Genomic DNA, 11635 nt, shown 5'->3' with positions numbered 1-11635 from the left:
GCTCAAGGTCTAGCTGCCTGTTTGGTGATGATCCGATGCGTTGCGACGGCTCCGGCCAGGTCCGGCGTCGAACAACAACGTTCATCCCGGGTTTTGGCGCCGCATGTCGTCGACAGATCTCGCGGCGGCTGGCGATCGGAGCGACGTCGCCCTATTTGCCTCGCCTGAATGGATGCGCTAGCCAGCGCTCCTGATCCTTGAACTTGGACCCGAAACGGGGCCCGGGCCGTTTTGCATTTGGGATGAACATGGCCAAACCCCAGCGCACCAACGACCGGATAGCCGACCTGATCGGCTCCGGCCAGAGCGTGATCCTGTCCTCCGTGCCGGACGGGTTCGACGCGATCGTGGTGGCGGATCTTGCGCGCACGCTCGCGCGAACGGGCCCGGAACGCCCGGCCGTGCTGGTGTTCGTGGCGCGCGACGGTCAGCGCCAAGCGATGGTGGAGGCCGGTCTCGCCTTCGTGGCGCCGGAACTCGAGATACTGTCTCTGCCGGCCTGGGATTGTCAGCCCTATGACCGTGTGTCGCCCAACGCCGCCGTGGCGGCCAAGCGCATGACGGTGCTGGCCAGGCTGGCGCGGTCTCGCTCGGGCGAGGCCAAGCCGCGTATCCTCACCACCACGGTGAACTCGGTCCTGCAGCGCGCCGCCGAGCGGCGGAAGGTCGCGACCGAGAGCTTCTCGGCCGCGCCGGGCAACATGGTGGACACCACGGCTCTGGCAGGATGGCTGGAGACCAACGGCTTCCTGCGCACCTCCACGGTGCGGGAGACGGGTGAATACGCCGTGCGCGGCGGGATCGTCGACCTTTATGCCCCGGGCCTGCCCGCGCCCGTGCGCCTCGATTTCTTTGGCGACACGCTGGAGTCCATTCGCGCCTTCGATCCCGAGACGCAGCGCACGACCGGGCAGCTTCGCTCCCTCGACCTCGTGCCGATGAGCGAGGTGCAGCTCACCACCGAGAACATCAAGCGGTTTCGGCAGGGCTACCTCGCGCGCTTCGGCACGGCGACGCGCGACGACATGCTCTACGAGGCGGTGAGCGAAGGCCGCCGCCATCCCGGGCTCGAACACTGGCTGCCGCTGTTCCACGAGCGCCTGGACACGCTGTTCGACTATTTCGCCAACGCGCCGCTGGTGCTGGACCACAATGTCGACGACGCCATCGGCGAGCGGCTGTCGCAGATCCAGGACTACTATGACGCCCGCAAGACCGTGATGGACAAGGGCGGAGCTCCCGGCGCGCCCTACAAGCCCCTGCCGCCCGAGATGCTCTATCTCACGCCCGAGGAGTGGGCCGAGCGCATCGCGGCCGCGCCGGTGGCGCGCCTGACGCCGTTCGCCCAGCCGGAAGGCGCGGGCAGGGCGGTGATCGACTTGGGCGCCCGCCAGGGCCGGTCCTTCTCGGCCGAGCGCGCCCAGGAGGGCGAGAGCGGCGCTTCCAACGTGTTCGACGCCGCCGTGGCGCATATCCGGGCGCTGCAGGGCGACGGCAAGCGCGTGATCCTGTCGGCGTGGTCCGACGGCTCGCGCGAGCGGCTGGCGCATGTGCTGGGCGACCACGGCCTGAAGGGCGCGGTCTCCGTGCAGGTGCTCGCGCACGCCATGGCGCATCCGCGCAACGTGCCGAGCCTCGCGGTGTGGGGCATGGAGGCGGGTTTCGAAGCCGGCGACATCGCAGTGGTGGCCGAGCAGGACATTCTGGGCGATCGGCTCGTCCGCAAGGCGCGCCGCTCCAAGCGCCCGCAGGACATGCTGGCCGAGGTGGCCAGCCTGACGCAGGGCGATCTCGTGGTGCATGTCGACCACGGCATCGGCCGGTTCGTTGGGTTGAAGTCAATCGACGCCGCAGGCGCTCCTCATGATTGCCTCGAGATCCACTACGCGGGCGACACCAAGCTGTTCCTGCCGGTGGAGAACATCGAGCTCCTGTCGCGCTACGGCTCGGAGGACACCGAGGTGGCGCTCGATCGCCTCGGCGGCGGCAACTGGCAGGCCCGCAAGGCCAAGCTGAAGCAGCGCATTCGCGAGATGGCGCATGCGCTGATCAAGATTGCGGCGGCGCGCGCCCTGAAGGAAGCGCCCCGACTGGCGCCGCCGGACGGCGTCTATGACGAGTTCGCGGCCCGCTTCCCGTATGACGAGACCGAGGACCAGCAGAACGCCATCGACTCGGTGCTGGACGACTTGAGCTCCGGCCGCCCGATGGATCGCCTGATCTGCGGCGACGTCGGCTTTGGCAAGACCGAGGTGGCGCTGCGCGCCGCCTTCGCGGCCGCGATGGCGGGACGGCAGGTCGCCGTGGTGGTGCCGACCACGCTTCTGGCGCGCCAGCACCACAAGACCTTTTCGGAGCGCTTCCACGGGCTGCCGATCAAGGTCGCGCAGGCGTCGCGCTTCGTGCCCGCCGCCGAGCTGAAGGCCGTGAAGGCCGGGCTCGCGGATGGGACCATCGACATCGTGGTCGGCACCCACGCGCTGCTCGGCAAGGCGATCACCTTCAAGGATCTTGCGCTGCTGATCGTCGACGAGGAGCAGCATTTCGGCGTGGGCCACAAGGAGCGGCTGAAGGATTTGCGCGCCGAGGTCCACGTGCTCACGCTCTCGGCGACGCCGATCCCGCGCACGCTGCAGCTGGCGCTGACGGGCGTCCGGGAGCTCTCGATCATCGCGACGCCGCCGGTGGACCGTCTCGCGGTGCGAACCTTCGTGACGCCGTTCGATCCGCTGATCGTGCGCGAAGCCCTGCTGCGCGAACGCTATCGAGGCGGCCAGAGCTTCTATGTCTGTCCCCGCATCGAGGACATCGCGGAGGCGCGCGCCTTTTTGGCCGCCGAGGTGCCGGAGGCGAAGGTCGCGGTGGCGCATGGGCAGCTCGCCGCGACCGAGCTGGAAGACGTGATGACAGCCTTCTACGAGGGCAAGTACGACATCCTGCTGTCCACCGCGATCGTCGAATCCGGCCTCGACATCCCGGCCGCCAACACGCTGATCGTGCATCGGGCCGACATGTTCGGCCTCGGCCAGCTCTATCAGCTGCGCGGCCGTGTCGGTCGCGGCAAGACGCGCGCCTATGCGCTGTTCACCGTGCCGGCCAACAAGACCATGACGGTGCAGGCCGAGCGGCGGCTGAAGGTGCTGCAGTCGCTGGATACGCTGGGGGCCGGATTCCAGCTCGCCAGCCACGACCTCGACATCCGCGGCGCCGGCAACCTGCTTGGCGACGAGCAGTCGGGCCACATCAAGGAAGTGGGCTACGAACTCTACCAGCAGATGCTGGAGGACGCCGTCGCGCAGCTCAAGGCCGGCATTTCGGACGAGGATGCGGTGGAGGGCCAGTGGTCGCCGTCGATCACCATGGGCGCGCCCGTGATGATCCCCGAGCACTACGTGCCGGATCTGCATCTGCGGCTCGGGCTCTACAAGCGCCTGTCGATGCTGGACAACGACCAGGACATCGAGGGCTTCGGGGCCGAGATGATCGACCGCTTCGGGCCGTTGCCGGACGAGGTAAAGCAGTTGCTCGCCATCGTGGCCATCAAGGCGTTATGCCGCCGCGCGAATGTCGAGAAGGTGGACGCCGGCCCGAAGGGGCTGATCCTGAGCTTCCGCGACAACGCCTTCGCCAATCCGGAAGGGCTGGTGCGCTTCATCGGCGAGCAAGGGTCGCTGGCCAAGGTGCGGCCGGACATGAAGATCGTGATCATCCGCGACTTCGACGAGCTCGATGAGCGGCTGAAGGGCGCGACCCGGATCTTGCGCGACCTCACCCGCATCGCCGAGACCCGCAAGGCGGCCTGACGGCCCGCAGGGCGGCTTTAACGCTCAAGAGGCGGCGTGACAGCAGGGGGCGAAGGCTCCTAGTCTTGCGGCTGTGGCGTCGGCCACTCCGCTGCGGCTTTCCCGAAAGCTGCTAAACTACGGAAATCTCGCTTCACCTACAGCCGGCGCCGCAATCTAAGCTTGTTAAATCGATCGAATTCGCGAAAGTACGCCGAACGGCGACGAGGGCGGCTCCAAGCTCCGCGCCCGATCTGATGGGAGGACGACAAGAATGACAGAGTTCAAGCTCTCGCGCCGCGGGCTGATGGGCGCAGCGGCGGGCCTCGCCACGCTGGGGACCAACCGTGCATTCGCGCAGCTCGCGATGCCCAAGGATCCCGTCACGCTCAACATCGTAGACGTGGCCGGCAACCTGGCGCTGACCCAGAAGGCCTTTGAGGCCTACCGCAAGGCCAAGCCGAACGTCGTCTCCAAGTTCACCTTCACGAAGGCGCCCGCGCCCGAGTTGCCGGGCAAGATCAAGGCTCAGCAGGACGCCGGCCGCCTCGACATCGACATGGTGCTGACGGGCACCGACGCGCTCGCGGCCGGCATCCAGCAGGGCCTCTGGCTTGACCTGCTCGGCCAGCACGCCGCCGCGCTGCCCAAGCTCGACGACATCTACCTCAAGGGCGCGGCCATGATGCAGACGCTGGCCCGAGGGCAGGGCGTCGTTTGCGCCTACTACCCGTCCGGCCCTCTGCTCGAATACATGCCCGACAAGGTGAAGACGGCGCCGACCTCGGTGGAGGAGCTGCTCGCCTTCACCAAGCAAAATCCGAACAAGTTCCTCTACGCCCGTCCGGCCAATTCGGGCCCGGGCCGCACCTTCATGATGGGCCTTCCCTACATCCTGGGCGACAGCAATCCCAAGGATCCCATGAAGGGCTGGGACAAGACCTGGGCCTATCTCAAGGAACTCGGCCAGAACATCGAGTACTACCCGACCGGCACCGGCGCGACCATGAAGGAGCTGGGCGAAGGCACCCGCGACATCATCGTGTCCACCACCGGCTGGGACATCAACCCGCGCGTCCTCGGCGTCGTCCCGAAGGAAGCCAAGATCACCACGCTGAAGAACTTCCGCTGGGTGATCGACGCGCACTACATGGTGGTGCCGAAGGGCCTGTCCAACGAGAAGGTCGCGGTCCTGCTCGATGTCATGAAGTTCATGCTCGGCAAGGAAGCGCAGGCCTATACCTACGACGAGGGCTACTTCTATCCGGGCCCTGCCGTGAAGGACGTCCCGCTCTCGATGGCCCCGGCCGAGAGCCAGGCCGCCATCAAGGAATTCGGCCGTCCCGAATACGAGAAGCTGATCGCCGAGGTGCCGCTCGAGCTGCCGCTCGAGCCCGAGCCCATGGTGGCGGCGTTCCGCCGGTGGGACGAAGAGATCGGCTCCAAGAAGACGAAGTAAGAAGTAAGCGGCAGAGGTCGCGGGTTCGCCCGCGGCCCCTGTCTCGCGGTCACACCCGGGACTCGGCTGCTACGCCGGCGCTCTGGTTCAAGCCGGGCCGCCATCGGCCGACGGCCGACGCCCACAACATCTGACCGACCATCGCGCTCCCGCTCGCCGCCTTGCGGAGGGCCCTCAGTCGAGACCCCCATGACCCTGCTGTCCTCCTTTAAATCCTTGCGCCTCGAAGGCGTCAGCCGCGACTTCGGCGTCGTCAACGCGTTGCGCGACCTGACGCTCGAGATCAAGCGCGGGGAGTTCGTGGCGTTGCTGGGCCCGTCCGGCTGCGGCAAGTCCACGGCGCTGAACTGTATCGCGGGGCTTTTGCCCACCACGCGCGGGCAGATCATGCTGGACGACAGGCGCATCGACACGCTGCCGACCGAGGATCGCGGCTTCGGAATGGTCTTCCAGAACTACGCGCTGTTTCCGCATATGACAGTGCGCAACAACATCGGCTTCGGCCTGAAGATGCGCGGCATCCCGAAGAACGAGGCGGCGCCGCGCGTCGAGGAGGCGATCCGGACCGTTCGGCTCGACACCCAGGCGCACAAGCTGCCGGGCCAGCTCTCGGGCGGCCAGCAACAGCGCGTCGCGATCGCGCGCGCCATCGCGATCGATCCGCCGCTGGTGCTGATGGACGAGCCGCTGTCCAACCTCGACGCCAAGCTGCGCCTCGAGATGCGCCAGGAAATCCGTCGCATTCACCAGAGCCTCGGCTGTATCACGATCTATGTCACGCATGACCAGGACGAGGCGCTGTCGCTGGCTGACCGAATTGTCGTGCTGCGCGACGGCGCCATCCGGCAGGTCGGCGCGCCGGAGGATCTCTACGCCCGGCCGGCGCATCTCGACGTCGCCGAGTTCATGGGCTTCCGCAACCGCATCAACGGCCGCGTGCAGGCGCGTGATGGCAACAGGGTGCAGCTGACGGTGGCCGGCACGACGCTGGACGGCGTGGTCCAGGAGGCGCTCACGGGCGACACCGCCATCGCGGCGGTCCGGCCGGACGACATGGTGCCGGTGGCGCCCGACGCACACGGCATCGACACCGTGGTGGAAGCCATCGAGTATCGCGGCCGCGACTTCTTTGGCCAGGCGCGCTCCAAGACGGGGGACGAACTCTTCTTCCGCTCCGAGCAGCGCCTCGCGCCGGGAGCCGCCGTGCGGCTCGGGGCCGAGCCGCATCGCGTCCTCGTGTATCCGGGAGCTTGAGCATGGCGACCCCCGCCATTCCCCTCAGCACGCGCCTGTCCGCCCGCGGCCTCGACGGCGTGACGCTGCTCGTGCTGCCCGCCGCGATCGTGCTGATCGCCTTGTTCGTCTACCCGTTCGGCTATGGGCTGTGGCTGTCGTTCCGGCCCAAGGACGGCACGCTGCTGGGCAACTACGGCAAGTTCTTCGCCGATCCGTTCCTGTATGACACGATCTACACGACCCTGGCGCTGGCCGTGCCGGTGACGCTGATGAACCTGTTCCTGGCCGTGCCGGTCGCGTTCCGGGTGAGGCTGATGCGGCATCAGCGGCTGCTGACCACCATCCTGGTGCTGCCGATCACGCTCGGCACCGTGCTGGTGGCCGAGGGCATGCTGAACTATTTCGGCCCGCAGGGCTGGTTCGTGCGGGCGCTCACGTCCACCGGTCTGTTCAACGTGTCGCAGATCAAGCTCGTGCACAATTACTGGGGCGTGTTCCTGTCCCTGCTGATCACCGGCTTCCCGTTCACCTTTCTGCTGACGCTGTCCTATGTGACGGGCATCGACCCCGGCCTCGAACAGGCGGCCGCGACGCTGGGCGCGCGGGCGGCCGAGCGGTTCCGGCATATCTTCCTGCCGTTGCTGGTGCCCGGGTTGGCGATCACCTTCTGCCTCTCCTTTGTGCAGGCCTATTCGGTGTTTCCCTCCGCGGTGCTTCTCGGCGCGCCCGCCGGGCCAACGCGCGTGATCTCGATCGCGGCCTACCAAGCGGCCTTCGAGGAGTACGACTACAGCATGGCCTCCGCGATCGCGATGATCATGGGCGCGGTGCAGCTGGTCGTGGTCGTGGCCGTGCTGGCGGCCCGCAACCTGTTCTATCGCGGCCCGGCCGCCGGCGCGAAAGGCTGACCCGATGACCGCCGTTTCCCTCCCGTCCGCGTCTGCGGCGACGACCGGTCCTTCGGCCCTGCGCTCGGTCGGTTCGCGTCTCTGGATCATCGCGGTGTGGACCACCGTGATCTTCTTCATCATCAACCTGCTCGGCATCATCGCGGCCGTGGTCACGAGCTCCTTCGCGACCCGCTGGCTGCGTTCGTGGCTGCCGAGCGGCTACACGACGCGGTGGTATGTCTCCGCCTGGGAGGAGTTCCAGCTCCACGACGTGCTGCTGGTGACGTTCCAGATCGTCGGCGCGGTGGTGATGCTGTCGGGCCTGCTCGGCGTTCCGGCCGCCTATGCGATGGCGCGGCGGGAGTTCCCGGGCAAGAAGGCGCTGATGCTGCTGTTCCTGTTGCCGCTGCTGGTGCCGCCTGTGACGTTCGGCATCCCACTTGCGACGGTGCTCTACCAGTCGGGCGTTGGCGGCACGATGGCGGGCGTGATCCTGGCCAATCTGGTCCCGACCGTCCCCTTCGTGATCCTGGTGATGATCCCGTTCATCGAGCAGATCGATCCGCGCGTGGAAGCCGCCGCGCGGGTGTTTGGCGCGGGCACGTTCAAGATGTTCATCTACGTGCTCCTGCCGCTGCTGATGCCCGGCATCCTGGCCTCGCTACTGCTCGTGCTGGTGCGCACCATCGCGATGTTCGAACTGACCTTCCTGACGGCGGGGCCGACCAGCCAGACGCTCGTGGTGGCGCTCTACTATGCGGTGTTCGCGGCGGGCGTGCGGGCCGTGCAGTCCATCGACGCCATGGCGGTGGTCTACATGGTGACGACGCTGATCTGGCTCGTGATCGCGCTGCGCTTCGTCAACCCGACCCAGATGGTGACGCGCGCCAAGCGCCAGCCGGCGCATTGACCCGCGAGGGCAGGGACGTGCTCACGGCGGCGGCGCGCGATCCTCGTTCGCTGCGCCGCGTCGAGGACGAGCGGTTCCTGACAGGGCAGGGGCGCTATCTCGACGACGCCCCGGCGAACGGCCAGCTCGTCGCCGTCGTGCTGCGCTCGCCGCATGCGCATGCCGACATCCGCAGCGTCGACGCAGCGGACGCCCTGCAGGTCGCCGGCGTGCGGGCGATCTTCACCGGCGAGGACCTCGCCCGCGACGGCGTGGGCCATCTGCCGTGCTCGCTGACGCTCGACGAAGCAGCCGGCCTCGTCGTGCCGCCACGGCCGCCGCTCTGCCTTGGGCGTGTGCGGCATGTCGGCGACCCGGTCGCGCTGGTGGTCGCGAACACGCGCCGTGCCGCCGTGGATGCCCTCGAGCAGATCGTGGTCAACTACGAGACGCTGCCGGCGGTCACCGATCCCACCGAGGCGCTTTCGCCCGATGCGCCCGCGCTGTGGGCCGAAGCTCAGGGCAATCGCGCCTTTCATTACCGGCGAGGCGATTTCGCCGCGACGCGCCTTCAGTTCGACGCCGCGGCGCATGTCGTCGAGCTCGACCTCGTCAACAACCGCGTCGCCGCCGCCGCCATGGAGCCGCGCGCAGCGATCGCGCGCTGGGACGAGGCCGGCGACCGTTTTCTTCTCGAACTCAGCGGCGCGTCCGTGCACCAGATCCGCCGGGAGACCGCGACCGTGCTGGGCGTTGCGCCGGACCGGGTGGATCTCGTCTGCCCGGACGTCGGCGGCGGGTTCGGGATGAAGAACGTCACCTATCCGGAATACCCGCTACTGCTATGGGCCGCGCGGCGGCTGCGGGCGCCGATCCGGTGGGTCGCGGATCGGACGGAGGAGTTCACCAGCGGCGCGCACGGGCGCGACAACCACACCCGCGCCCGGCTTGCGCTAGACGCGGATGGGCGATTTCTGGCCCTCTCGGTCGAGACCGTCGCCAATCTGGGCGCCTATGTGAGCTCGCTCGGTCCCGGCGCGGCCACCACGGCGCCGACGCCCGCGATGGGCGGGCTCTATGACATTCCTGCCGTCACCATGGACGTGCGGGGCGCCTTCACCAACACCGCGCCAGTGGACGCCTATCGGGGCGCCGGCAAGCCGGAGGCGAACTACCTGCTGGAGCGGCTGATCGACATCGCGGCAGGGCGGCTGGGCGTCGATGCGGCGGACCTGCGCCGGCGCAACTTCATCCGCGCCTTTCCGCACCGCAACGCGCTCGGGTTTACGATCGATTGCGGCGAATTCGCCGAGAACCTTGAGCGGGCGCTGCTCGCCGCAGACCGCGCCGGCTTCGACGCGCGCAAGGCGCAGTCGGCAGCTAGCGGCAAGCTCAGGGGCTTCGGCGTCGGCTGTTTCCTCGAAACGTCCCGCGGGCAACCGGACGAGGAAGCCTGGCTGCGCGTCAGGCCGGACGCGATCGAGGTCGCGATCGGCACGCAGTCCAACGGGCAGGGGCACGAAACGAGCTTCGTCCAGCTCGTGGCGGACAGGCTGGGGCTGCCGCACGACCGGTTTCGCTTCGTGCAGGGCGACACCCGAACCGTTCCGCGCGGCGGCGGACATGGCGGCGCACGCTCGGTCCACATGGGCGGGACGGCGCTGCTGCTGGCCGCCGAGGATCTCCTGCGCCGAGCCCTGCCGATCGCGGCGCGCCTGCTGCAGGCGGACGAGGCGGCGGTCGCCTACTCGGATGGGGCTTTCACCGCCCTGACGCCGGAAGGCGTGAGCGGGACGGTCGATCTTAGCGGCGTCGCGCGGGCTCTCGTCGAAGCGGGACAGGACGAGACCCTGGAAGGGCACGGCGACAACCGGTGCGATCGCTACACATTTCCGAATGGCTGCCACATCGCGGAGGTCGAGGTCGACCGTAACAGCGGCGCGGTCACACTGGCGCGCTACACGGCCGTGGACGACTACGGCGTGCTGCTGAACCCGCTGCTGGCCGAGGGCCAGATCCATGGCGGAGTCGCGCAGGGCATTGGGCAGGCTTTGATGGAAGAAGCGCTTTACGAGCGTGACGGCGGCCAGATCCTGAGCGCCACCTTTATGGACTACGCAATGCCTCGCGGTGGCGATCTGCCCTGGCTCGACATCCGCTTCGTCGAGATCCCGACCGACGCGAACCCGATCGGGGCCAAGGGGTCGGGGCAGGCCGGCGCCATCGCGGCGCCGCAGGCCGTGATCAACGCAGTCGTGGACGCGCTGCGGCCCTTCGGCGTCGAGCATATCGACATGCCGGCGACGGCCGAGCGCGTTTGGCGAGCGATGCGTGGCTAGGCCGAGAGGCCGGCCAGAAACGCGTCGAGGCAATCGCCAATCACCGATACCTGGTAGCCGCCTTCCTGGACGACCACGGTGGGGAGCCCGAGCGGAGCGATTCGCTCGCCGATCGCGCGGTAGACGCCGGTGGTCAGCGTCAATGCGGTGATCGGGTCGTCCTTGTGGCCGTCATAGCCGAGGGCAAGGACCAGCGCCTGGGCGCCGAACGTCGTGACGGCCTTGATGCCGGCGTCGACCGCGGCAAGGAACGCCGCGTCTCCGGAGCCTACCGCGAGCGGCAGGTTGCGATTGAAACCCTCGCCAGCGCCGTGCCCGGTTTCATGCTCGTAGCCAGTGAAGAAGGGGTAGTAGCCCTGCGGATCGACGTGCACGGAGACGGTCAGGACGTCATCACGGCGATAGAAGATCTCTTGCGTTCCGTCGCCGTGATGGGCGTCGACGTCCAGCACTGCGACCTTGCCGTAGCGGCCGCGCAGCCGCTCGGCCGCGATGGCGGAGTTGTTGAGGTAGCAAAAGCCGCTGGCGCGATCGCCGCGGCTGTGGTGCCCGGAGGGGCGGCACAGCGCATAGGCGTAGCGCTCGCCGTCCAGCGCCGCGTCCGCTGCGGCAACGGCCGTGTGCGTGGACGCGAGCGCCGAGCGCCATGTGTGCGGTCCGATCGGGACCGCGAGGTCGCCCATGTACCACCCTGCCTGCGCGATGATTGACGGGGACGGGCAGGGTGGGCGGCCCGCGCGGCCGGGATCGCCGTTCCAGTAGGGGAATACGTTGGGCAGCACCTCGGGACCGGCGTTGGGCAGCGCCGACCAGCGTTCAAAGGCCGAGCGGAGGAACTCCACGTAGGCGGGGGAGTGCACCGAAAGGGCGAGCTTAACGCCGTAGTCCGCAGGCTCCGTGACCGACACGCCATGGCGGCCCAGCGCGGCGAGCAGCGGCGCGACGCGGTCGGCGACGTCCTTCGGGTCGCTGATCACGCCTGAGCGCATGAACTGCCGGGGCTCGTGCAGGCGCTGCGCGGGATGAAAGAACGCCTTCAT

7 protein-coding genes are annotated in these 11635 nt (G+C 68.2%); 6 read left to right on the top strand and 1 reads right to left on the bottom strand.

What is annotated here, in order from left to right:
- Nucleotides 1–248: 248 nt before the first annotated feature.
- The 6 genes from mfd to IEV99_RS12125 all read left to right on the top strand — a co-directional run bounded on the left by mfd (nucleotide 249) and on the right by IEV99_RS12125 (nucleotide 10595).
- On the top strand, nucleotides 249–3803 hold the full coding sequence (gene mfd, locus IEV99_RS12150; RefSeq protein WP_244643834.1) for a transcription-repair coupling factor: 3555 nt from the start codon (nucleotides 249–251) through the stop codon (nucleotides 3801–3803).
- A gap of 253 nt (nucleotides 3804–4056) precedes the next feature.
- The gene (locus tag IEV99_RS12145; protein WP_188518055.1) at nucleotides 4057–5241 is read left to right on the top strand and encodes an ABC transporter substrate-binding protein; all 1185 of its coding nucleotides are present in this window, start codon (nucleotides 4057–4059) and stop codon (nucleotides 5239–5241) included.
- Between the two features lie 189 nt (nucleotides 5242–5430).
- Complete coding sequence (locus tag IEV99_RS12140) at nucleotides 5431–6495, top strand: ABC transporter ATP-binding protein (RefSeq protein WP_188518054.1); 1065 nt, start codon at nucleotides 5431–5433, stop codon at nucleotides 6493–6495.
- A 2-nt stretch (nucleotides 6496–6497) separates the two neighbouring features.
- Complete coding sequence (locus IEV99_RS12135) at nucleotides 6498–7385, top strand: ABC transporter permease (protein WP_188518053.1); 888 nt, start codon at nucleotides 6498–6500, stop codon at nucleotides 7383–7385.
- A 4-nt stretch (nucleotides 7386–7389) separates the two neighbouring features.
- A complete protein-coding gene (locus tag IEV99_RS12130; RefSeq protein ID WP_188518052.1) occupies nucleotides 7390–8277 on the top strand; it encodes an ABC transporter permease in 888 nt (295 codons plus the stop codon).
- 17 nt (nucleotides 8278–8294) lie between these two features.
- Complete coding sequence (locus IEV99_RS12125) at nucleotides 8295–10595, top strand: xanthine dehydrogenase family protein molybdopterin-binding subunit (protein WP_188518051.1); 2301 nt, start codon at nucleotides 8295–8297, stop codon at nucleotides 10593–10595.
- Here IEV99_RS12125 and IEV99_RS12120 read toward each other — a convergent pair.
- On the bottom strand, nucleotides 10592–11635 hold the full coding sequence (locus tag IEV99_RS12120) for a histone deacetylase family protein (RefSeq protein WP_188518050.1): 1044 nt from the start codon (nucleotides 11633–11635) through the stop codon (nucleotides 10592–10594). The two genes, IEV99_RS12125 and IEV99_RS12120, sit on opposite strands and share 4 nt — an antisense overlap.

Source organism: Alsobacter metallidurans (assembly GCF_014636935.1).
Classification (GTDB): Bacteria; Pseudomonadota; Alphaproteobacteria; order Rhizobiales; family Beijerinckiaceae; genus Alsobacter; species Alsobacter metallidurans.
This window is presented reverse-complemented; position numbering and strand designations above follow the sequence as displayed.

What these genes read in the sequence shown, in the direction of transcription:
- IEV99_RS12140 (WP_188518054.1), top strand. Translation starts at nt 5,431, where the DNA reads ATGACCCTGCTGTCCTCCTTTAAATCCTTGCGCCTCGAAGGCGTCAGC.
- IEV99_RS12130 (WP_188518052.1), top strand. Translation starts at nt 7,390, where the DNA reads ATGACCGCCGTTTCCCTCCCGTCCGCGTCTGCGGCGACGACCGGTCCT.
- IEV99_RS12135 (WP_188518053.1), top strand. Translation starts at nt 6,498, where the DNA reads ATGGCGACCCCCGCCATTCCCCTCAGCACGCGCCTGTCCGCCCGCGGC.
- IEV99_RS12145 (WP_188518055.1), top strand. Translation starts at nt 4,057, where the DNA reads ATGACAGAGTTCAAGCTCTCGCGCCGCGGGCTGATGGGCGCAGCGGCG.
- mfd (WP_244643834.1), top strand. Translation starts at nt 249, where the DNA reads ATGGCCAAACCCCAGCGCACCAACGACCGGATAGCCGACCTGATCGGC.
- IEV99_RS12120 (WP_188518050.1), bottom strand. Translation starts at nt 11,635, where the DNA reads ATGAAGGCGTTCTTTCATCCCGCGCAGCGCCTGCACGAGCCCCGGCAG.